This window comes from Nitratireductor aquibiodomus, assembly GCF_900105565.1.
Taxonomy (GTDB): domain Bacteria; phylum Pseudomonadota; class Alphaproteobacteria; order Rhizobiales; family Rhizobiaceae; genus Nitratireductor; species Nitratireductor aquibiodomus.
On the sequence record NZ_FNSL01000001.1, the window covers coordinates 4,034,842 to 4,057,001 of the forward strand.

General features: G+C 61.2%; 20 protein-coding genes and 3 tRNA genes. 15 read left to right on the top strand and 8 right to left on the bottom strand.

Annotation, left to right across the window (positions count from 1 at the left end):
• Window positions 1-192: 192 nt before the first annotated feature.
• The 4 genes from BLW55_RS19035 to BLW55_RS19050 all read left to right on the top strand — a co-directional run bounded on the left by BLW55_RS19035 (window position 193) and on the right by BLW55_RS19050 (window position 2,882).
• Window positions 193-750: a CDP-alcohol phosphatidyltransferase family protein gene (locus BLW55_RS19035; RefSeq protein ID WP_090330062.1), complete on the top strand. Its 558-nt coding sequence runs from the start codon at window positions 193-195 to the stop codon at window positions 748-750.
• Complete coding sequence (locus BLW55_RS19040) at window positions 722-1,873, top strand: AI-2E family transporter (protein ID WP_090329821.1); 1,152 nt, start codon at window positions 722-724, stop codon at window positions 1,871-1,873. The genes BLW55_RS19035 and BLW55_RS19040 overlap by 29 nt, the downstream gene beginning before the upstream one ends.
• 4 nt (window positions 1,874-1,877) lie before the next feature.
• Complete coding sequence (gene hdaA, locus BLW55_RS19045) at window positions 1,878-2,567, top strand: DnaA regulatory inactivator HdaA (protein ID WP_007010320.1); 690 nt, start codon at window positions 1,878-1,880, stop codon at window positions 2,565-2,567.
• 105 nt (window positions 2,568-2,672) lie between these two features.
• Window positions 2,673-2,882, top strand: a complete 210-nt coding sequence (locus BLW55_RS19050) for a hypothetical protein (RefSeq protein WP_007010321.1) — start codon at window positions 2,673-2,675, stop codon at window positions 2,880-2,882.
• 146 nt (window positions 2,883-3,028) lie between these two features.
• Here BLW55_RS19050 and BLW55_RS19055 read toward each other — a convergent pair whose 3' ends face one another.
• The gene (locus BLW55_RS19055; protein WP_143038463.1) at window positions 3,029-5,674 is read right to left on the bottom strand and encodes an autotransporter family protein; all 2,646 of its coding nucleotides are present in this window, start codon (window positions 5,672-5,674) and stop codon (window positions 3,029-3,031) included.
• Between the two features lie 419 nt (window positions 5,675-6,093).
• Here BLW55_RS19055 and BLW55_RS19060 point away from each other — a divergent pair.
• The 3 genes from BLW55_RS19060 (at window position 6,094) to BLW55_RS19070 (ending at window position 6,649) form a co-directional block, all read left to right on the top strand.
• Window positions 6,094-6,170 (top strand) — tRNA-Pro (locus BLW55_RS19060).
• Window positions 6,171-6,248: 78 nt separating this feature from the next.
• Window positions 6,249-6,554: an ETC complex I subunit gene (locus tag BLW55_RS19065; RefSeq protein ID WP_007010323.1), complete on the top strand. Its 306-nt coding sequence runs from the start codon at window positions 6,249-6,251 to the stop codon at window positions 6,552-6,554.
• Window positions 6,555-6,572: 18 nt separating this feature from the next.
• Window positions 6,573-6,649: transfer RNA gene (locus BLW55_RS19070), tRNA-Arg, on the top strand.
• A gap of 174 nt (window positions 6,650-6,823) precedes the next feature.
• Here the strand turns inward: BLW55_RS19070 and BLW55_RS19075 are convergent.
• Genes BLW55_RS19075 through BLW55_RS19085 form a run of 3 tightly spaced genes read right to left on the bottom strand, consistent with a single transcriptional unit; the run spans window position 6,824 to window position 8,705 of the window.
• The gene (locus BLW55_RS19075; protein WP_090329823.1) at window positions 6,824-7,555 is read right to left on the bottom strand and encodes a hypothetical protein; all 732 of its coding nucleotides are present in this window, start codon (window positions 7,553-7,555) and stop codon (window positions 6,824-6,826) included.
• Between the two features lie 13 nt (window positions 7,556-7,568).
• Window positions 7,569-8,306, bottom strand: a complete 738-nt coding sequence (locus BLW55_RS19080) for a HupE/UreJ family protein (RefSeq protein ID WP_007010325.1) — start codon at window positions 8,304-8,306, stop codon at window positions 7,569-7,571.
• A gap of 48 nt (window positions 8,307-8,354) precedes the next feature.
• Entirely contained in the window at window positions 8,355-8,705 is a 351-nt protein-coding gene (locus BLW55_RS19085) for a hypothetical protein (protein WP_025031523.1), read from the bottom strand.
• A gap of 113 nt (window positions 8,706-8,818) precedes the next feature.
• On the opposite strand from BLW55_RS19085, the gene BLW55_RS19090 reads away from it, so the two are divergent.
• Window positions 8,819-9,100, top strand: coding sequence for a metal-sensing transcriptional repressor (locus BLW55_RS19090; protein WP_007010327.1), 282 nt, complete (start codon window positions 8,819-8,821; stop codon window positions 9,098-9,100).
• Complete coding sequence (locus BLW55_RS19095; RefSeq protein ID WP_090329824.1) at window positions 9,100-10,413, top strand: MFS transporter; 1,314 nt, start codon at window positions 9,100-9,102, stop codon at window positions 10,411-10,413. The genes BLW55_RS19090 and BLW55_RS19095 overlap by 1 nt, the downstream gene beginning before the upstream one ends.
• A gap of 288 nt (window positions 10,414-10,701) precedes the next feature.
• Here the strand turns inward: BLW55_RS19095 and BLW55_RS19100 are convergent.
• Window positions 10,702-10,778 (bottom strand) — tRNA-Arg (locus tag BLW55_RS19100).
• 224 nt (window positions 10,779-11,002) lie between these two features.
• Window positions 11,003-12,175, bottom strand: a complete 1,173-nt coding sequence (locus tag BLW55_RS19105; RefSeq protein WP_090329825.1) for a cystathionine beta-lyase — start codon at window positions 12,173-12,175, stop codon at window positions 11,003-11,005.
• A 343-nt stretch (window positions 12,176-12,518) separates the two neighbouring features.
• On the opposite strand from BLW55_RS19105, the gene BLW55_RS19110 reads away from it, so the two are divergent.
• The 4 genes from BLW55_RS19110 to BLW55_RS19125 all read left to right on the top strand — a co-directional run bounded on the left by BLW55_RS19110 (window position 12,519) and on the right by BLW55_RS19125 (window position 16,795).
• Window positions 12,519-13,547, top strand: a complete 1,029-nt coding sequence (locus BLW55_RS19110; protein ID WP_007010380.1) for an amino acid ABC transporter substrate-binding protein — start codon at window positions 12,519-12,521, stop codon at window positions 13,545-13,547.
• Window positions 13,548-13,617: 70 nt separating this feature from the next.
• Window positions 13,618-14,808: an amino acid ABC transporter permease gene (locus BLW55_RS19115; protein WP_090329826.1), complete on the top strand. Its 1,191-nt coding sequence runs from the start codon at window positions 13,618-13,620 to the stop codon at window positions 14,806-14,808.
• A gap of 1 nt (window position 14,809) precedes the next feature.
• On the top strand, window positions 14,810-15,967 hold the full coding sequence (locus BLW55_RS19120) for an amino acid ABC transporter permease (protein ID WP_090329827.1): 1,158 nt from the start codon (window positions 14,810-14,812) through the stop codon (window positions 15,965-15,967).
• Between the two features lie 24 nt (window positions 15,968-15,991).
• Window positions 15,992-16,795, top strand: a complete 804-nt coding sequence (locus BLW55_RS19125) for an amino acid ABC transporter ATP-binding protein (RefSeq protein ID WP_025030807.1) — start codon at window positions 15,992-15,994, stop codon at window positions 16,793-16,795.
• Window positions 16,796-16,887: 92 nt separating this feature from the next.
• Here the strand turns inward: BLW55_RS19125 and BLW55_RS19130 are convergent, their stop codons facing one another.
• Together BLW55_RS19130 and BLW55_RS19135 are read right to left on the bottom strand one after the other, a co-directional pair.
• Entirely contained in the window at window positions 16,888-18,114 is a 1,227-nt protein-coding gene (locus BLW55_RS19130) for an FAD-dependent monooxygenase (protein WP_090329828.1), read from the bottom strand.
• Between the two features lie 16 nt (window positions 18,115-18,130).
• Window positions 18,131-18,373 (bottom strand): zinc-finger domain-containing protein, encoded by a 243-nt coding sequence (locus BLW55_RS19135; RefSeq protein ID WP_007010384.1) that lies wholly within the window; start codon window positions 18,371-18,373, stop codon window positions 18,131-18,133.
• A gap of 159 nt (window positions 18,374-18,532) precedes the next feature.
• Between BLW55_RS19135 and BLW55_RS19140 the strand changes: the two genes are divergently transcribed.
• Both BLW55_RS19140 and ppx read left to right on the top strand, forming a co-directional pair.
• A complete protein-coding gene (locus BLW55_RS19140) occupies window positions 18,533-20,752 on the top strand; it encodes an RNA degradosome polyphosphate kinase (protein WP_007010385.1) in 2,220 nt (739 codons plus the stop codon).
• 12 nt (window positions 20,753-20,764) lie between these two features.
• Window positions 20,765-22,160, top strand: a 1,396-nt coding sequence (gene ppx, locus BLW55_RS19145) for an exopolyphosphatase (protein ID WP_090329829.1), incomplete at its 3' end; no start/stop codon positions are given.

The following is a 22,160-nucleotide window of genomic DNA, read 5'->3' on the forward strand; positions in this document are numbered from 1 at the left end:
GCCGCCGCGTTTTTTTCGGCTTCTGACATGAAGGGGGCGCTTCCGCAAGGCGGGAGATATTAACAGGCTGGCCTATTGAAAGCGTGCCGCTCTCCTACAATGTGTCAAAGCCTGCGATAAGTGTGTCCCGAAAATGCCCCCGACCGCAACGAAAAGGGCAGGGCAGCGGGCGGCGAGGGTGGAGATTTTCCATTGACGATACCCAACATCATCACATTGATGCGTTTCTTCCTTGTGCCGGGCGTGGTGTTTGCCCTTTTGACGGGGGAGTATGGCTGGGCGTTCGCTGGATTTCTGGCGGCGGGCATCTCCGACGGTGTGGACGGGTTGATCGCGCGCCATTTCGACCAGCGCACCGAGCTTGGCGCCTATCTCGATCCGATCGCCGACAAGCTGCTTCTGGTCAGCGTTTTCGTGATGTTCGGCTATATGACGGAGCTGCCGCTCTGGCTGGTGATCGCTGTCGTGTCGCGCGACGCGCTGATCGTCGGTGGGGTGCTTCTGGCCAATGTGATGGGGCACCCGGTGGCCATGAAGCCGCTCTTCGTCTCCAAGGCGAACACGCTGGCGCAGATATTGCTGGCGCTGCTGGTTCTGGCCGAGCTCGCATTCGGATACAGTTCGGGGGCGGTGCGGGTCGGGCTGATCGTTGCCACCGGCCTCTTGACCGTGGCTTCCGGAGCGGCCTATCTCGTCGCCTGGATCAAGCATATGAGTGGTTATGCCGAAAGTGACGCCGAAGGACGCTGAAAACGAGGCCGGGCCGGTGATCGCCCGTCCGACGCTGGCGCGCCATATCGCCTTCTGGGGCCTGGCGGGGCTGGGGCTCGTCCTGTTTCTCTACGTCTTCAGTTCCATTCTGCTGCCCTTCCTGGCCGGCATGGTGCTGGCGTATTTCCTCGATCCCGTTGCCGACCGGCTGGAGAAAATGGGGCTGTCGCGTATTGCTGCGACCGTTGTGATCCTGATCAGCTTTATTGTCGCGGTCCTGCTCGGCCTGATGATCGTGCTGCCGGTGCTGGGGACCCAGCTTGCCGATTTCGCAAGCCGTCTGCCGGACTATCTGACGCGGCTTCAGGACCTTGCGAACCGGCTCGAACCGGAATGGCTCGACAATCTGATCAACAATGAAACCGATGCGGTGCGCGACAATCTGAGCTCTATCCTGGCGCAGGGGACGGGCTTTCTTGGCACGCTCTTCAAATCGGTCTGGAGTTCGGGCGTGGCGATCGTCAATGTGGCAAGCCTGTTTGTCGTGACGCCCGTGGTGGCTTTCTACATGCTGCTCGACTGGGATCACATGGTCGAGAAGGTGGACAGCTGGGTGCCGCGCGACCATGTGGAGACGGTGCGCCAGATCGCCCGCGACATCAATGTCGCAACGGCGGGCTTTGTGCGCGGGCAGGGCACGCTGTGTCTCATTCTCGGCATTTTCTATGCCGCCGGACTGTCGCTGGTCGGGCTGAATTTCGGGCTTCTCATCGGTCTCTTCGCCGGCCTGATCAGTTTCATCCCCTATGTGGGCTCGCTGCTCGGCTTCGGCCTGTCGATCGGCATCGCGCTGGTGCAGTTCTGGCCCGAATGGTGGTGGGTGCTGGCGGTGGCGGCGATCTTCTTCTCCGGCCAGTTCCTGGAAGGCAATATCCTGCAGCCGAAACTGGTGGGCAAGAGCGTGGGCCTTCATCCGGTGTGGCTGATGTTTGCGCTGTTCGCCTTCGGCTATCTGTTCGGCTTTGCGGGGCTCTTGATCGCCGTTCCGGCGGCGGCGGCTGTTGCCGTTCTGGTGCGCTTCGCCATCAACCAGTATCTCGTTTCGCCGCTCTATAGCGGACACGCGGAAACGCCGGCCAAAACGCCGAAATCCCGGGGCTGAAACCATGCCGTCGCGCCAGCTACCGTTCGATTTGGCACCGGGAGAAGCGCTGAGCCGCGATGATCTGGTGGTGACACCGGCCAATGCGCGCGCAGCCGCCCTGATCGAGAACTGGCCTTCCTGGCCGGCGCCGGTGGTCATCCTTGCCGGTCCCGCCGGCAGCGGCAAGTCGCATCTCGCCGCCATCTGGCGGGAAGAGGCGGATGCAGCCGAAATAGCCTGCGACGGGATCGAAGCGGCGGCGATCGAAGAAGCTGGGCTGCGGCCGATCCTGATCGACAATGTCGACAGCGGGCCGATCGACGAGAACGGCCTTTTCCACCTGATCAACGCCGCGCGCGCCGGCGGCCAGCCCATGCTTCTGACCGCGCGCAGTTTTCCCGGCGCCTGGGGCGTCAGACTGCCGGATCTCCTGTCGCGCCTCAAGGCGGCGGCGACCGTGGAGATCGACGAGCCCGACGACATGCTGCTCGCCGGCGTGATCACGAAACTCTTCGCCGACCGTCAGGTGGATGTGGAACCGCATGTGGTGCAGTTCCTCGTGCGCCGCATCGAGCGCTCCCTGTCGAGCGCGATCCGCGTGGTGGACGCCATCGACCGTGCCGCTCTTGAACGCAAGACGCGCATCACCCGGCCCCTGGCTGCAGAAGTGGTGAACGCACTCGAAGCGGGCGGCGGCTTCAACGAAGGATAGGGATGCCGCGGTATCTCCGCATCCGAAGCTGAAGCACGAACGGAACCATTTGCGCACAACTCTGTTTGTTCTCCCGAAGCCAGGCAAAAGGCAAAGGAGCGCACTATGAGTGACGAACGCAAGGAACGCACCACGGTGGTCACGACCGGAAGCGGTGGTGGCGCTGGATGGTTTCTCGCCGGCGGACTGATCGTTGCCCTGATTCTGGGTGGTTTTCTATTTTTTGGTGGTTTCATCGGCAGTGGCACGAGTGGCGGCATCAATATCGATGTTCCCGACAAGGTGACGATAGAGACACCCAAGCCATCCGAATAGCGCGGTACTTGCGGCAATCCCGCCGCATCTCTGGTAGAAACGTATTGCCCCGCCGGCCTGATGGACTAGCGGGGCTTTTCATGTGTGAAAGGTCGGGTCTATCTGATCCGGCCCAAATCTGAGAAAGAGGGGCAATGTCCTATTGATCAGAAACGAACAGCAAGCATTCCCTTGAGGCCATGCTCCTGCACGTCTCCGGATATCTGGCCGCGATAGGCAAGGCCGACCGTCGATTGCGGGCTGAGATCGAAATCCAGCCCGGCCTCGATCAGCGCTGCGTTTCGCGCGATGGGGGCCCCGGCAACGGTGAATTCCAAACCTCCCGAAAAGGCGTGAACGGCTGTTGGAGCTACGTCGCCGAACACATGCCGCCATCCGACCGTCGCATTGAAGGTTGCCGGTATCGAGGCGAACTGGAAACTGTGTTCCAGCCGCGTGCCAAGAGTGGCGATCCCCGTATCCATGGACTGGCCGTCGACCGACAGTGCAGCCGTACCGCCCTGTTCGATGAACCTGTCTGACCGTTGGTTCACATAGGCCAGATTGACGAATGGTTCGACGCTCGCTGCCGCATGGTCAAACCTGTAGCTCGCCTCGCCGAAGGCCTGAAGGGTTGCAGCGTCATAATTCGCGCTCAGATTGCTGGCGAGCGCGCCGGCCTGGACATGCCGCCTTGAATCAATGCTGTGCCAGCTATAGCCAAGGCCCGCCCGGACTCCGAGCCTGCCCGTTTCGGTGCCAGTGTAGAGGCCCAGATGATAGTCTTTGCTGTCAATCGAGGAAGAAATCGATGGCGCGCGAAGCTGTGATACCCCGTACCCGCCAAGAATGCCGAGGCGCCACCCGCCAGCCTGAACATCCGCTCCTGCGAACAGACCACCTGAGGAAAGCTCCATCGTCACGGCATTCATGTCATCATCGATATCCGCCCAGGAACCATATGCCTCGCTCCAGAAAGCAGGCTGCGTGCCGCTGGGCACGGCGCCCAGCGTGTTTTCGTCTGCCCCGTAGGAAAGGGGCTGCATTCCCTGATCAGACGTTGCGAAAGCCGTTCTGATACGCTCGTTGGCAGCGCTGCGCAGGAAAATGCTGTTCTGGTTGAGAATGCCCTGGAATGAAGGGTGCGCCTGGCCGGACAGGGAGTTCAGCCCCGTCCGCGCCGCATCTTCATCCGACATTGAAACGATGGCCCGCCAGACTGGGTCGCCGGCCGGAAGTGCATCTACAGCGGCGCCGGTGGCCCGCTGATTCGCTGTCCGCCCGATGCCTGCGAATGAAACGTCATTGCGGATGAGCTCCAGCGTAACGTCATTGCCGTCTCCGCCTGTGTATTCAATCTTCTCGTCAAGGAAGAGGAGATTGTTGGTGACATCGGCGAAAGTGCCGGTAATCGCATCCACGCCCTGATTGTCGATGACGACATAGGGGCCATTCAGAATAGGCCAATCCGACGCGGCCAGCGGTGTTCCCGTCAGCGCCAGGGTGGCGCCGGTGATGTCGACGGCACCCTGCACGACCAGCTTGTCTGCTGCAGCCGGTGTCACTTCAATCGCCAGCGTTCCGTGATTGGTGTAATCGCCATTGATGGTCTGGGTGCCGATCGAGTTGCCCGGGCTGTGAACCCCGCCAGCCTCGATCATTGTGTCGCTCAACGTTCCGACACCGCCAAGCGTGGCGCTGCTGCGAACGCGGATGCTGCTTGAAACGCGGGCGCTTGCATGCACGCTGTCGCCCACGATCAGGGTTCCCTGATCAACGGTGGTCAGGCCGGTATAATCATTAATGCCGTTGAGCGTGAGGACGCCGGTACCTTGCTTGGCAAGCCCGCCCGCGCCTGTGATCTTGCCGTCGACCGAGGTGGATTTTCCGTTTCCGTTGACCGTGAGGACCGCGCCGCTGTGAAGGCTGATGTTGCTCCCGGACCCCGCCGTCAACGAACCGATCGTTTCGGAGACGTTCACGCGGAGCGAAGCGCGCGTGTCATCGGAGAGAACCACATCCGTATTGTCGCCGACTGCGGTTCCGCTCACGAGAAGGATGCTGCCAGATCTGATGGTCAGAGGCCCCGTGAACGTGTTCGTTCCTGCGAGCGTCAGGGCCGACACACCGAGCGCGCTGCCGGAGACATCATCCAGTATCAGGCTCCCGGTTCCGCTGATGGAGCCGGCGAAATACCCGCTCACAGAGGATATCGGCACCCCGTCGCCATGGATCGTGAGCGTATTGCCGTTCAGAAGAATCCTGCCGTTGGATGAGCCGCCGCCGATCATGCCGACCGTTTCATCCGACAGAAGCTCAAACGCGCCGGAGCCAGAAAGCGTCACAAAGTTCGTGTCGCCGATTGCGTTGCCTCCTGAAACAGCAATCCTGCCGTCGTATATCGCGACCGCACCGTCTCCGGTGGTTGTGTTGTTGCCTGATAAGGTCAGCGTTCCCGTGCCGTGTTTCTGCAGGTAATCCGTGAAGAAATCCGTCTGGCCGCTCCAGTTTCCCGAGAATGTGGTGTCGACGTTCTGGTTCAGGTTCAGCGAGCCCGAGGAACCGCCTGTCGTGATTGTTCCGCCGGTACCGGACAGGCTGGACGCATTTTGCTCTGCATTGCCCAGATCGTAAGTACCGCTATTGAGAACGATTGGAGCCAGGCTTTGCGCCTGTGCGGAAATTCCGTCGATTGCGGCAAGCCCGAATACCCCTGTCAGGACGATGGAGCTCAGTGCGCCGCTCTTCGCTGCCGCAAGATTGATGGTTCTGACGCCCCGGAAAACAGGTGTCCGATTCGAATCGTTCAGCAATTTTATAAGCTCCAGCTTTATTTTGGAGCATCTAGGTTCTTCAGTATAAGAAATACAAGCCTCGATTTCTGTCAAAAATTTATTGTATTTCAAAATACTACGGAAAACTGATATTCAATCACGCCCAGGTTGTATTTGGCTACATTTTGGAGGTGCATGTGATGCTGCACCCGGTCCTGGCGGAAGCGGGGTGGTACGTTTTGATTGCCAGGCGCCGTTTTAGCCAACCTGTGAAGCAGGGGGAGGGGAAGCCTTGTTGTCGTACATGCATGTGCCGCATGCCGGGCAGGCGCCAGGCGTTTTCAGGTTTGTTTCCGTGGAACTTTTGCGCGCACCCGCACCACGGTGCATTGATTGTTCGGTTTTTGGGTCTTCACCTATTGCCAAACTAGGACTGAATCACTAGGGAGAGCGGACCTCGGAGCGTAGCGCAGCCTGGTAGCGCATCTGGTTTGGGACCAGAGGGTCGCAGGTTCGAATCCTGCCGCTCCGACCATTGCTCTGCGTGCTGCATGAACAGCGGCATGCTGCCTGTTTCGGCGTTTATACGCCTGCTGGAAACGAGGTTCACGACGTGTCTGCGCGCATTTTCAGCCCGGCCAAGACGGCCATGCAGTCCGGCAAGGCCAAGACCGGTCTCTGGATACTGGAGTTCGATCCCGAGGTGCCGCGCAAGATAGATCCGCTTATGGGCTACACGTCTTCTTCCGACATGAAGAGCCAGGTTCGCCTGACCTTTGAAAGCAGGGAAGAGGCCGTGGCCTATGCTGAGCGGAACGGCATTCCCTTCCGTGTGGAAGAACCGCACCAGCCCAAACGGCGCCAGGTTTCCTACGCGGACAATTTCCGCTATGACCGCAAGACCCCGTGGACGCACTGAATTCAGCGTTCACGCGTCGGTCCCGTAGCTCAGTTGGATAGAGCACCGGCCTTCTAAGCCGATGGTCGCAGGTTCGAATCCTGCCGGGATCGCCATTGTTTTTTGGGTCCATTCTTGTCACATGGCTTACATTTGATACCGGAACGATGGTTTGCGCGATCTGCGGAGCAAATGGGTAGTCTGCCTACTTCCGCTCGGGTTGGAAATCCGCCGCAGTGCGGCGCATCTGCACCGCGGCGGAAATGAAGCGCTCCTTTTGAGTGGCCTCTTTACATCATTCTGTTGATTTTCAGATATTGGCCTGCGGTGCGCAGCGTGATGGTTACGTCCCTGTTTGTGCGATTTCTCCAGAACCATCCGTGATTGCCGGTGAACGCCGCCTCAAGAACGCCTGCCTGCTCGGGCACGCCGCGGCCCTGCTCATAGGAAACCGACTTGCCGCCGCCATCGCCATGTGTGTCATAGTTCACGTTGGCACCATTGGCGGTCCAGAAGAACCGGGCGCGTTCGCCTTCATTCATCACCAGTTTGACTTCGACGCCCTGGCCAGGAGTCAGGACGAATGAAAGTTCGTCGCGCCATTCGGAGGTCGGCGTTGTCGCCTGCTGCTGTGTCTGTGCCGCGGGGGCGGGGGTCGTTTGCCTCTGCTGTTGAATCAGGCCGGCAAGAGGGTCGTCTTTCTGGGGATTTGCGCCGGCGTCGGATGCAAGCCCCTCGATGAGGGTCTCTATCCGGTCGAGGCGGGCGATGATCTCGGCATCGCCGCTGGTGCCCGCTCTCGATGCGTCCAGCGCTGCTTCGCGGGCAAGCTGCGTCTTGATTTCTCCCATCTCAGTCAAGCCGAGGAGGCGGCCCACACGGGTGGGATCCATGCCGTATTCAGAGGGCAGAACGACAAAGATGAGAATTGCTGCTGCCGTCAGGGCTGCGATCAAGGTAGAGCGCCTGAGTTGCGCGGAGGTCGGCAGGTCCGCCCGGCGTGGAAGGTCGGTATTGTACATGGTATCAGTCCTTTCAGGCAGCGGAAGTGGCGAAAAGGCCGGCGATCTGGTAGCCGGTGAGTGCGAAGCCCGCGACCATCATTGCTACGTTCAGCGTGTAGGCGTGGCGCCAGAAGCCTGGTTTCCATCGCCAGTAGCTGATCGCGATCAGAATCGCCGACAGCGCCAGAAACTGGCCGATCTCGACACCCACGTTGAAGGCGAGGAGGTTTGGTACCAGGCCTTCTGGCGAGATGTTGTATTCGATGATCTTGGTGGACAGTCCAAAGCCATGGAAGAAGCCGAAGATCAGTGTGGCGGCCTTGGTGTTTGGCTGAAAGCCGCACCAGCGCTGATAGGCTCCCATGTTGTCGAGCGCCTTGTAGACGACCGAAAGGCCGATGATCGCATCGATGACGTAGCTGTTGATACCGATGTCGAAATAAACGCCCGCCAGCATCGTCGTAGAGTGGCCGATGGCAAACAGGCTGACATAGGTGGCGATATGCTGCGGGCGGTAGAGAAAGAAGATCACACCCAGCAGGAAGAGGATATGGTCGTATCCCGTCACCATGTGCTTCGCTCCGAGGTAGAGGAAGGGGATTAGCTGAATGCCGGTGATCTCCTGAATATAGCCCTTGTCTCCCTCGGCAACGGCGTGAGCGAAGGCAGGACCGGCAAGGGTTGCCAGTCCGATAAGGGCGAAGAAAAGGATAATGAAGGACCGTGCGCGCGGATGGCGCGACCGACCCTTGTGGAAAGGTCTGTGCATGGAGGTTCCAATCGTCGTCGTTGACTGTGACCGCATGTGCGGTCGAGATCAGGCGATGACGATCGGTCTCGGCGGACGTTCAAGCCGGTAGGTTGCGTCGAAATTCAACCTATCCGGCGGCATTGGCGCCGCGCCCTGGACCGGCGGTGGCAATTCGGCACCGTTGCCGGGCGGTGTCGTCGGCGTTTCGTGGGCATGGTCGGCAGGGTTGTGTTGATCGGTGTGACCACCCGCCCGTTCGTGCTGGTGCAGATTGCCGGCACTCTGTTCGATTTCTGCAGTCGAGAACAAGGCGCGCGCAGGCGACGAGGCGTGCGCAGTGTGAGGCAGTAGCCACCCCAGAGCCATCGCAAAGGCGAGGGCGAGGTGCAGCACAGCTCTTTGCGCCTGCTCAGGCATGACTAAGGGTTCTCCCTGGCATCGGAACGCATCTCTCCACCGGTTGTATTCAACGGATGTTTTTGCCGCCACAGTGTCTTGGCATATCCTCTACGGGGGGATAGCATATTCATATGAACACACAACCCCATCTGCACGAAACCCACCCCCAGATCGTCAAGCGGCTCAAACGCGCCGATGGCCATCTGCGCGGTGTCATTGAGATGATCGAAGCCGGCAGGCCCTGCCTCGACATCGCCCAGCAGCTCCATGCCGTCGAAAAAGCCATCGCCCAGGCAAAGAAAACGCTGATTCAGGATCATCTCGATCATTGTCTGGAGGAGGTGGTCGGCCCCATGACGCGCGAGCGGCGGCAGTCGATCGATGAATTCAGGGAAATAGCGAAGTATCTCTAATGCTGGCGATCCTCAGAAACCGCACCTACCGTCATCTCTTCGCTGCCCAGATTATCGCGCTGGTGGGAACCGGCCTTGCGACGGTGGCCCTCGGCCTGCTCGCATTCGATCTGGCCGGCGAGAACGCAGGCGCCGTTCTGGGCACGGCGCTGGCGATCAAGATGATCGCCTATGTGGGCGTCGCGCCCATCGCTTCGGCCTTTGCCGAAAGGGTGCCGCGCCGCGCCATGCTGGTGGCACTCGACCTGGTGCGCGCCGGCGTCGCGGTGTTTCTGCCCTTCGTCACGGAAATCTGGCAGGTTTATATCCTGATTTTTATGCTGCAATCGGCTTCAGCGGCCTTCACGCCCAACTTCCAGGCCACGATTCCAGACATCCTGCCTGACGAGAAAGCGTATACGCGCGCGCTTTCCCTTTCGCGTCTCGCCTATGATCTGGAAAGCGTGGTGAGCCCGATGCTGGCGGCGGCGCTGCTCTCCTTCATCACCTTTCACAGCCTGTTCGCCGGGACTGTGATAGGGTTTCTCGCCTCGGCCGCGCTTGTCGTGTCGGTAACGCTGCCGAGCCCGAAGCCTGCCCGTCCGCGCGGCATCTACGACCGCACGACGCGCGGCATCCGTATTTATCTGGCAACGCCGCGCCTGCGCGGGCTTCTCGCGGTCAACCTTGCCGTCGCCTCGGCAGGTGCACTGGTGATCGTCAACACGGTCGTCTATGTGCAGGCCGCCTTCGGCCTCGACAACCAGGCGACGGCGCTGTCGCTTGCGGCATTCGGCGGCGGTTCTATGGCGGCGGCGCTGGCGCTGCCGCGGCTTCTGGACACGGTGCCGGACCGCGCTGCAATGCTGACAGGGGCTTCGCTCCTGACCGGCGGCACACTTCTGGCTGCAGTGCTGCCCGGCTATGGCTGGATGCTCCCGCTGTGGTTCGTGCTTGGCATCGGGTATTCGACCGCGCAGACGCCCTCGGGCAGGCTTCTCAAGCGTTCGGCCAATCCGGAGGACCGTCCGGCGCTGTTCGCGGCACAGTTCGCGCTCTCGCACGCCTGCTGGCTGATCGCCTACCCGCTTGCCGGCTGGGCGGGCGCAGCGCTTGGCCTGCCGTTCACCGCGGTCATCCTTGCCGCCGTGGCCGCCGTCGCTATCGGCATCGCCCTGGCGATCTGGCCGGCCGACGACCCGGTGGTTCTCGCCCACACCCATGAGGATCTGCCGGCCGATCATCCCCATCTTGCCGGCAGCGGGCGCGGGCACCGTCATGCCCATGCCTATGTCATCGACGACATGCATGCCGCATGGCCGCGGGAGCGCTGAGGATGCGCTGCTCCTGCTCGTGGGCTTCCCGCCGCCGCCCTGATTGCTGATGGCGCTCTGACAGGGGCGGCTGTTCGGGACCGTGCTGATTCTCTATTGGGGGCGGGTGCTCAATCGCGTTACGCTGACCGTTACGTCTTGGCCGTGCCGGCTATTGCCCATTGCGCTGTCTGAATAAGGTCATGTCGAAAACTCCACGCTTGTCACCAGAGTTTGGCAAGCTGGTTTCACAGCGTTCTCGAGAAAGACCACTTTGGCGTAAAGTCGCTGAAGTTGCGATCAGGTAAATGGCGCACCCGACAGGATTCGAACCTGTGACCTCTGCCTTCGGAGGGCAGCGCTCTATCCAGCTGAGCTACGGGTGCTGGCCGACGCTAGAGCGGCGAAGCGCTAGCGCGTGGCTTTCATAGCCGAAGCGTTGGCGCGCATCAACGATGAAATCGCACTGCCGGTGTTTCGAACACGCTCATCCGATCATGGCGCGCCCGGATCATCCCCCGGGCCGGTCAAAATCGGAAAGGAGAGCGGGGGAGGCGCACGCCCCTGTTTGACTACCGGAGCGCGCTGCGGTGGCGTGTTCCCGCGCCGGTCAGGCCTTTGCGGCTGCGGCGAGGGCGCCGGCGAGATCGGCCTTCAGGTCTTCCACATCTTCAAGGCCGATCTGCAGGCGCATAACGGGGCCTTCCTGCGGAGCGTGCGCGATCGTGCGGTCGTTGAGCTGCACGTGTACGGCAAGGCTTTCATAGCCGCCCCAGGAATAGCCGAGACCGAAATATTTCAGGGCGTCCAAAAAGGCATGGGCCTGCGCCTGACCGCCGCCATCAAGCACGATGGAGAAGAGGCCGCTGGCGCCGGAGAAGTCGCGCTTCCAGATCGCGTGGCCGGGATGCGATTCGAGCGCCGGGTGGAGAACGCGGGCGACGCCCTTCTGCCCCTCCAGCCAGCGCGCGAGCGCCAGGGCGCTCTGCTGATGGCGTTCGAGACGCACGCCCATGGTGCGCAGGCCGCGCAGCACCTGGTAGACATCGTCGGGCGCAGCACAGATGCCGAGAGCGCCGTGGGTGTCGAGCAGGCGCTCGAAGCAGGCCTCGTTGGCCGAAACTGTTCCCAGAAGAATGTCTGAATGCCCTGCCGGATACTTGGTGGCGGCCTGTATGGAAATGTCGACGCCATGGTCGAGCGGCCGGAAGAAGAGGGGGGTTGCCCAGGTGTTGTCCATCATGACGATGGCCCCGCCGCGATGCGCTACCTCGACAATGGCGGGGATGTCCTGCATCTCGAATGTTCCGGAGCCGGGGGCTTCAGTAAGGACCACTTTGGTGTTGGGTTGCATCAGGGCGCCAATGCCAGCATCCAGAGCCGGGTCGTAGTAGGTCACTTCCACGCCGAGCCGGTTGAGCATCGTATCGGCGAAATACCGGGTCGGGTGATAGACCGAATCGACAATCAGCACGTGGTCGCCGGCAGACAGGAAGGCGAGCATCGGAACGGTGACGGCTGCGAGGCCCGACGGCACGATGATTGTGCCGGCAGCGCCTTCGAGCTCGTTCATCGCTGCCGCCAGCGCGTCGGTCGTGGGCGTGCCGCGGGTCCCGTATGTGTATTTCTGGTTGCGCGAGGCCATGGTCTCGGCGTCGGGAAAGAGCACCGTCGACGCGTGCACCACCGGCGGGTTGACGAAACCGTAGAACGCGCGCGGGTTGTTGCCGATATGGGCAAGCCGCGTGTTGTCTCCGACTTTAGTCTTGTTCTTGTCGTTCATGGGACCTGTCGCTTGATTGTCTGTGGCGCGCGCCCCAGGGGCTTCAGGGGGCTTCCGGGGGAAGAAATCCCTTGAAACGGGGCGCGGAGGATGCCGGATGGAACGCCATTGTCGGCGGCCCGTCAACCGGGGATGGAGCGCGCTTTTGCTTCTGGAGCAAGGGTCTTTCTCTCTTGACCCAAACGGATTTATGGCATTCGATGGGACCAGTGCGTGGGAGAGGAAGCGCGTGTCCGCCCGTTTCCGGGCCGGCACTCCTTTTGGGGTGTACGGGACATTCGCCTGCTTCCGCACTGAAAATGTCAGGGGATAAGCCCGAACACAGAAAAAAGGGTCCGTAATCATGAAAAAAATTGTCAAAGCGTTGCTCGGCTCGGCCGCGATCGCGATGATGGCAGCGCCGGCTTCGGCAGCCACGCTGGATGACGTGAAGGCGAAAGGCCACGTCCAGTGCGGCGTCAACACCGGCCTGATCGGTTTCAGCGCGCCGGACGACCAGGGCAACTGGAAGGGCCTCGACGTGGACTTCTGCCGCGCCGTTGCCGCCGCAATCTTTGACGATCCGGACGCAGTCCAGTTCACCCCGCTTTCCGCAAAAGACCGCTTTACGGCGCTGCAGTCGGGCGAGGTGGACGTGCTTTCGCGCAACACAACCTGGACGATCAACCGCGACACCGCGCTTGGCCTCAACTTCGCCGGCGTCACCTACTATGACGGTCAGGGCTTCATGATCAACCAGAAGAAGCTCGAGGGCATCAACTCCGCGCTTCAGCTTTCAGGCGCTGCGGTCTGCGTGCAGGCCGGCACGACCACGGAGCTGAACCTGGCCGACTACTTCAAGGCCAACAACATGGAGTACAGCCCTGTTGTTTTCGAGAAGTTCGAGGAGGTGAACGCGGCCTATGATGCAGGGCGCTGCGACGTCTACACGACGGACCAGTCCGGACTTTATGCGGTGCGCTTAAACCTCTCCAATCCGGATGATCACATCGTTCTGCCCGAAATCATCTCCAAGGAGCCGCTCGGTCCGGCAGTGCGCCATGGCGACGACCAGTGGTTCGACATCGTCAAGTGGGTCTATTACGCGCTGGTCAACGCCGAAGAGCTGGGCATCAGCCAGGCCAATCTCGACGAGAAAATGGGTTCTGACAATCCAGAGGTGCGCCGCCTGCTGGGCACCGAAGACGGCACCAAACTTGGCAGCGACCTTGGTCTGACCAATGACTTCGCCATGCGTGCGATCAAGCATGTGGGCAATTACGGTGAGATTTTCGAGCGCAATGTGGGTGCTGACACTCCGCTGAAAATCTCGCGCGGGATCAACGCCCTTTGGACCAAGGGTGGCCTTCAGTACGGTATGCCGATCCGCTGATCGGTTCCCGTCAACATAATGCGTGAGAGGCGGTTCGCGCCGCCTTTCACCATTCCTGGTGAGGATAGCCATGGCCACCCCGCAATCAACTGTGGAGGGCGCGGCGCCTCGTGTGCCGCTCTTCTATGATCCGCGCGTTCGAGGAATTGCCTATCAAGTCCTTGTGTTTGCCGGCCTGATTGCCCTGATCTACTGGATCATCGGCAACACGACAGCAAATCTTCAGCGTGCCAACATCGCATCCGGCTTCGCTTTCCTGCAGGGACGCGCCGGTTTCGACATTGGCGACAGCCTTGTCGAATATACTTCCGATTCCACCTATGGGCGCGCGCTTCTCGTCGGGTTCCTGAACACGCTGCGCGTCGCGGTTGTCGGAATCTTCACGGCAACGATTATCGGATTCATCATCGGCATCGGCCGTCTGTCGAAGAACTGGCTGATCAACCGCATCTGCCTCGTCTATGTCGAGGTGTTTCGCAACATTCCGCCGCTGCTCGTGATCTTCTTCTGGTATTTCGGCGTTCTTTCCGTGCTGCCGCTGCCACGCGAAAGCATAGACCTGCCGCTCGGATCCTACCTCAACAGCCGCGGGTTTTACTTCCCGCGCTTTCTCTGGGGTGAGGGCGCCTGGCTCGTTCTGGTCGGTCTCGTTCTCGGCATCGTCTTCACCTTCTTCGTGCGCCGCTGGGCGCACCGGCGACAGATGGCGACGGGCGAGCAGTTTCCCGTGTTCTGGACCGGCGCCGGGCTGATTATCGGGCTGCCGCTTCTTGCGTTTCTCGTGACCGGTTTTCCGCTGAGCTTCGAGTTTCCGGAACTGTCGACGTTCAATCTGCGCGGCGGCATTCAGGTGCGGCCGGAGTTTCTGGCACTCTACCTGGCGCTGTCGTTCTATACGGCCGCATTTATCGCCGAAATCGTGCGCGCCGGGGTGCTGGGTGTCAGCCATGGCCAGAGCGAGGCCGCGCACGCGCTGGGCCTGCGTTCCGGGCAGTCCATGCGGCTGGTGATCATACCGCAGGCATTGCGGATCATCATTCCACCGCTGACCAGCCAGTATCTGAACCTGACCAAGAACTCATCGCTGGCAGTGGCGATCGGATATCCCGATCTCGTTGCCACGGGCGGGACGACGCTCAACCAGACCGGGCAGGCCATCGAGGTCGTTGCGATCTGGCTCGTCGTCTATCTGGGGCTCAGTCTCGGTACGGCAGCGTTGATGAACTGGTACAATGCGCGCATGGCGCTGGTGGAGCGGTAAGATGCAAGAACACGATCTTTCCTTCGTCCGCGCCGAGATGGTGGCCAGTCAGAAACCGCCTGTCTCGGACCACGGCCCTGTTTCGTGGCTGCGCAAAAACCTGTTCGCCAACATGACGGACACGATTTTCACGATCCTCGGCATTGCGTTGATCGTGATGATCGTTCCGCCGGTGATCCAGTGGGCCTTTATCGATGCCCAGTGGACAGGGGCGGACCGTTCTGTCTGTGCCACCGTGGTGCAGGGCGGCACCCAGCCTGAAGGCTGGTCCGGCGCATGCTGGGCCTTTGTGGACGCCAAATTCCAGCAGTTCATGTTCGGGCGCTACCCGATCGACGAACGCTGGCGCGTTTACCTGACGGGCTTTCTGTTCGTGGCGCTTCTGGTGCCGCTCCTGCTTCCAAGCGTTCCGCGCAAAGGGCTGAATGCCATCCTTCTGTTCGTCGTTTTCCCGATTGTCGGATTCTTCCTGCTGTCGGGGGGCGTGCTCGGGCTTCGACCGGTGCCGACGCCGCTCTGGGGCGGGCTTCTGGTGACACTGGTGCTCGCCTATGTGGGCATCGCGGTCTCTTTTCCGCTCGGCATTCTTCTGGCGCTTGGCCGCCGGTCGCAAATGCCGGTGGTGAAGCTTGTCTGCATTGTCTTCATTGAGACAATTCGCGGCGTGCCGCTGATCACCATCCTGTTCATGGCTAGCGTCATGCTGCCGCTCTTCCTGCCTCCGGGAACATCGTTCGACAAGCTTCTGCGGGCGCTGGTCGGCGTGGCGCTGTTTGCCTCGGCCTATATGGCGGAAGTCATCCGCGGCGGTCTGCAGGCGATTCCGAAAGGGCAGTACGAGGGCGCCGATGCGCTGGGTCTGAGCTTCTGGAAGAAGATGAACCTTGTGGTTCTTCCTCAGGCGATCAAGCTGGTCATTCCAGGCATCGTCAACACCTTCATCGGCCTCTTCAAGGATACGAGCTTGGTTTACATCATCGGCATGTTCGACCTTCTGGGAGCCGTGCGGCAGAACTTTGCAGACGCGAACTGGGCATCGCCCCAGACACCGATCACCGGCCTGGTGTTTGCCGGCTTCGTGTTCTGGCTGTTCTGCTTCGGCATGTCGCGCTATTCAATCTTCATGGAACGCCGGCTCGATACCGGCCACAAACGCTAGGCCGAAGGCCAAGGGGAAACAAAAATGGCAAAGGAAAACGCTGTCCGGGCCGAAGAGCTCCACGCCGACCGCAGCAAGATGCAGGTCTCCGACACCGATGTCGCGATCGATATCGTCGGCATGCACAAATGGTATGGTGACTTTCATGTGCTGAAAGACATCAATCTCAGGGTAATGCGCGGCGAGCGCATCGTCGTCTGCGGGCCTTCCGGCTCGGGCAAATCCACCATGATCCGCTGCATCAACCGGCTGGAGGAGCACCAGAAGGGCAAGATCGTCGTTGACGGCATCGAACTCACCAACGATCTGAAGAAGATCGACGAGGTGCGGCGTGAAGTCGGCATGGTGTTCCAGCACTTCAATCTGTTCCCGCATCTGACAATTCTGGAGAACTGCACGCTGGCCCCGATCTGGGTGCGCAAGACGCCCAAGAAGGAAGCCGAGGCGACCGCGATGCATTTCCTGGAGCGGGTGAAAATCCCGGAGCAGGCCAACAAATATCCCGGCCAGCTTTCGGGCGGTCAGCAGCAGCGTGTGGCGATTGCCCGCGCTCTGTGCATGAACCCGCGCATCATGCTCTTCGATGAGCCGACCTCGGCGCTTGATCCGGAGATGATCAAGGAAGTGCTCGATACCATGGTGGACCTCGCCGAAGAGGGGATGACCATGATCTGCGTCACTCACGAGATGGGCTTTGCCCGCCAGGTGGCCAACCGGGTGATCTTCATGGATCAGGGCCAGATCGTGGAGCAGAACACACCGGAAGCCTTCTTCGACAATCCACAGCACGAACGCACCAAACTGTTCCTCTCGCAGATCCTGCACTGATCGTCCGGCAAAGGGCTGGAAACACGAACGCCGCGCTTCTTTCAGGGAGCGCGGCGTTTTGTATGTAGTGGCGCGGCGGTCATGCCTGGCGGTTATCGCTCCTGATCTGCTGCTTCGGCGTCGAAACCGTAGAGCCAGTCGAAATCCGCCATCAGGGCGTCCTCGCTGCGCGCCTTCAGGATCATGTCACGCGCAAATGCGACGGGGCCGCCCGCGTGCCATGTGAAGCGGTTGAAGGCGCCGCGGCGGGCAACCCGGGTCACGCGCGGCTTGCGAACCGCTTCATAGGCGGCAAGGGCCGTGGCGGGATTGTCCCGGTGGAGGGCCAGAAAATTGGCGAGCACCACCGCATCTTCAATGGCCATTCCGGCGCCCTGCGCAGCAAAGGGGGGAACCGCGTGCGCCGCATCGCCAATCAGCGCCAGCCCCTGCGGACTGGTCCAGGCGCCGGCTGGGTTGACCGCGTGAACCGGCCAGACCGTCCAGGAGGCACCATCCGCTGCCGCAAGCCGGCCGAGAGCGGGATTGGCCCGGGCAAGAACCTTTTTCAGCGGTGCATCGTCCGCATCCTGCGCCCAGGCATTGAGCGGTACTTCGCCCGGGAGAATGGCAACGAGGTTGATCGCGGCCCCGCCACTGATCGGGTAGGCGACGAGATGAAACGCCGGATGCATGAAGGCGGTCACCCTGTCAGCCTCAAGCGCGCCGTTGCCGGCCGCCAGCGCCTGTTCGACGGGAAGCGTCGCGCGCCAGGCAACAAAGCCGGTGAAACGGCTGCGCACCGCGGTGCGAACCAGGCGGCGCAGATGCGACCATACGCCATCGCCGGCGATCAGAAGCGGCGTGTGGATTTCCTCGGCTGCGCCGTTCCGCTCTACATGGAGGCGCACACCGCCATCCTTATGGAACTCGGCTTTTTCGGCGAAGGCTCCGGTGACGATCTCGATCAGCGATTCGCTCTGCGCGCGCTGAAGAAGCGCGTTCTGCAGGTCCGCGCGATGGGCCACCAGATAGGGCGCGCCCCAGCGCGTCTCGGCCTCAGCACCCAGAGGGACGCGGGCGAGGGGGGACAGGCCATCGGCCTTTTTGAGCTCCACGGCCTGCGGGCGCACGGCGCGGTCTCCGAGTGCGTCGAGCACGCCGAGGCGCGCAAGAAGGCGTGTCGCGTTGGGAGAAAGCTGCAGGCCTGCACCGACCTCGGTCAGTTCAGGCGCGCGCTCGTAAATGCGTACGGGCAATCCCCGTCGCGCCATGGCGAGCGCAGCTGTCAGGCCGGCAACGCCGGCCCCGACGATGATTGCGCGGGGAGCGTCCGTCATCGGCCTGTGGGGGCGATCAGGCCGCTTCGTCGAAGACGCAGCCCTCGGGCTTTGTATCGGAAGCCTTCAGTGCCGGATTGTAGCGATAAAGCGTCGAGCAATAGGGGCAGACCCGCTCGTTTTCGTCGCCCATGTCGATGAACACATGCGGATGATCGAAGGGCGGATTGGCGCCGACGCACATGAATTCCTTCACGCCGATTTCGATCGCCTCGTGTCCGCTGGTGTTCTGGAAATGGGGAATGGCTGATCCGGCCATCATCGTCTCCCGCCTGGAATGCGTTGGAACTTGCCTGCGTTTGTAGCATAAACTGCATCTTTGCAAGCCTGTGATATGAAACTGTCGCAAAACCATGTCACCAGATAGTCTGGCGGCAAGCGAATTGCGTCATGTGGCTGGAAAAGCGTGAGTGAGACCATGAATGAACTGAAGCCGGTTCGGAACGAGTTTTCTCTGGAGACGGGCGCTGCCGATGAAATCGCCGGCGCCAGCCCGGACCGTTTCGTCAACCGTGAATTTTCCTGGCTCCAGTTCAACAGGCGGGTTCTGGACGAGGCACAGAACGAAAGCCATCCGCTTCTGGAACGTTTGCGCTTCCTGTCGATCTCGGCCGACAATCTGGACGAGTTCTTCATGGTGCGCGTTGCCGGTCTCGCCGGTCAGGTGCGCGAGCACATCGCCACGCGCAGCGCCGATGGCCGCACCCCCGAAGAGCAGCTTGAACATGTGTTGCGCGAAGTGGCGCGGCTGCAGATCGACCAGCATGACAGCCTGAATGCGCTTCTGGCACTCCTGGGCGGAGAGGGGATCGAGCTCGTTCGTGCCGACGCCTTGAATCAATCTGACATGAAATGGCTGGAAGACCATTTCATGGAAGCGATTTTTCCGGTTCTGACACCGCTTTCCATCGACCCGGCACATCCGTTTCCCTTCATTCCCAATCTCGGATTTTCCATCGCGCTCGAACTGCAGCACGAGGGAGAGCTGGAGCCGATGACGGCGCTTTTGCGTCTGCCCGTGGCGCTGAAGCGGTTCATCCAGTTGCCCGACCGCAGCGGCACGGTCCGTTTCATCACGCTCGAAGATGTGGTCAGCCTGTTCATCGGCAAACTCTTCCCGCGTTATCAGGTGATTGGCTCGGGCACGTTCCGCATCATCCGCGACAGCGATATCGAGGTCGAGGAGGAGGCCGAGGACCTTGTGCGTCTGTTCGAATCGGCCCTGAAGCGCCGCCGCCGGGGCTCCGTGATCCGCATCGAGTTCGACAATGAGATGCCGGAAGGCTTACGCGACTTTGTCGCAAGCGAGCTGGGTGTTGCCGAAAACCGCATCACCGTTCTGGAGCGGCCTCTGGCCATCAACCAGATTTCCGAGATTGTGAAGGTGCCGCGCGAGGACCTTCTGTTCCAGCCCTACAATCCGCGCTTTCCAGAACGTATCCGCGAACACAATGGCGACTGTTTCGCGGCGATCCGCGAGAAGGACCTGATCGTCCATCACCCTTATGAATCCTTCGACGTGGTGGTGCAGTTCCTGCGCCAGGCCTCGCAGGACCCGGAAGTGGTGGCGATCAAGCAGACGCTTTACAGAACATCGAACGACAGCCCGATCGTGCGGGCGCTGATCGAGGCGTCCGAGGCGGGCAAGTCGGTCACGGCGCTGGTGGAACTGAAAGCGCGCTTCGACGAGGAAGCGAACATCCGCTGGGCGCGCGATCTGGAGCGGGCGGGCGTGCAGGTCGTGTTCGGCTTCATCGAATTGAAGACCCATGCGAAGATGTCGCTCGTGGTGCGCCGCGAGGAAGGCAAGCTGCGCAATTACTGCCATCTGGGAACGGGCAACTACCACCCGATCACGGCACGGATTTACACCGATCTGTCCTATTTCACGGACGATCCGGAGATCGCGCGCGACGTGGCGCAGGTGTTCAACTTTATCACCGGTTATGCCGAGCCCGATAGCGAAATGCGGATCGCGGTGTCGCCCTTTTCGCTGCGCAACCGGCTGCTTGACCATATCCGCGCCGAGATCGAGCATGTGAAGGCGGGGCGGCCGGGCCAGATCTGGATGAAGATGAATTCGCTGGTCGATCCGCTGGTGATCGACGCACTCTACGAGGCGGGGCAGGCGGGTGTAGAGATCGATCTCGTCGTGCGCGGCATCTGCTGCCTGCGTCCGCAGGTGCCGGGGCTCTCCGAGCGCATCCGGGTGAAATCCATCGTTGGCCGCTTCCTGGAGCACAGCCGGATCTACTGTTTCGGCAACGGCCACGGCCTGCCATCGGACGAGGGGGTGGTCTATATTTCGTCCGCCGATATCATGCCGCGCAATCTCGACCGGCGTGTGGAAACCATGGTGCCGATCACCAATCCCACGGTGCATGAACAGGTTCTCGGGCAGATTATGCTCGGAAACATCATGGACAACCAGCAGAGCTTTGAAGTATTGCCCGACGGCACCTCTCGGCGCATTATGCCCGATGAGGGAGAAGAACCGTTCAACGCTCAGGAATATTTCATGACGAATCCGAGCCTATCCGGTCGCGGCAATGCCTTGAAGTCTCATGCGCCGAAGCGGATCGCCGCTTTCAAAAAGCGCAAGAAGGTGGATGCCGAAGCCGTTTCACCAACGGACTGACGGACACATCTTTTGGGCATAGCTGAATCTCAGGGCCGGCTTCAGGACCGGCGTCCCGTTTCGGTCATCGATATCGGGTCAAACTCGATTCGCCTCGTGATCTACGAGGGGATCGCGCGCTCTCCGAGCGTGTTGTTCAACGAAAAAATGCTGGCCGGCCTCGGCAAGACCATCGTCACGACGGGTGAGCTCGACCCCGAAGGTGTGACGCGTGCGGTGGAGGAGTTCCGCCGCTTCCGTGCGCTGTCGGAGCAGGCGGGGGCTGAATCGCTCCATGTGCTTGCGACCGCCGCTGCGCGCGAGGCGAAAAACGGTCCGGACTTCATCCATCGGGCCGAAGAGATTCTGGGCACGGACATTCGCGTGCTTTCGGGCCGCGAGGAGGCGAAATACTCCGCCTTCGGCATCATGTCCGGCTTCCACAAGCCGAGCGGCATTGTCGGTGACCTTGGCGGCGGCAGTCTCGAACTCGTCGAGGTCGAGGGTTACGACATGGGCGACGGCATCACCCTGCCGCTCGGTGGCCTGAGGCTGAAGGAGATGGCGAAGAATTCCGTCACCAGGGCGGCGCGCATCGCCCGCGATGAACTGGCCCGCGCCCCGTGGATGAAGGACGGGGCCGGGCGCCCCTTCTACTGCGTGGGCGGCACGTGGCGAAACCTCGCCCGCCTGCACATGCTGGAAACCGGCTATCCGCTCGAGGTTATGCACCACTATGAGATGGACATCGAGCAGTCGGTGGATTTTCTGAAGCGCGTCGCCGGTGGTGTCGATCGTTTCGCAGGCATCAGCCACATCTCCAAGAATCGCCGCACGCTTCTGCCTTATGGCGCGACGGTGCTGCAGGAGATCATCAAGGCGTCGAACCCGTCCAAAATCATCTTCTCGGCGCTCGGTGTGCGTGAGGGCTATCTCTACTCGCTTCTGGAAGAAGAAGACCGCAGGCGCGACCCACTGCTTTCGGCCGCGCAGGAGCTGGCCGTGCTGCGTTCGCGCTCGGTGACCCATGCGCGTGAACTGGCCGAATGGAGCGGCCCGGCCCTGGAGGCGCTCGGCATCGAAGAGACGGAAGAAGAAGCGCGCTATCGCAGGGCGGCGTGTCTTCTGGCCGATATCGGCTGGCGCGCGCATCCTGAATATCGGGGGACCCAGTCGCTGAACATCATTGCGCATGGTTCGTTCATCGGCATCGATCATCCGGGCCGCGCCTTCATCGCGCTTGCGAACCTTTTCCGCCATGAGGGCCTGTTCAACGATGCGCTCTCGCCGCGCATGCGCCAGCTCGCCACGCCTCGCTATGTTGAGCGGGCGCGGATCCTGGGCGGGCTTCTGCGCGTGGTCTACCTGATGACGGCTTCGATGCCGGGCATCATTCCCAAGCTCAAATGGGAAAAGCGCGACGACGGCA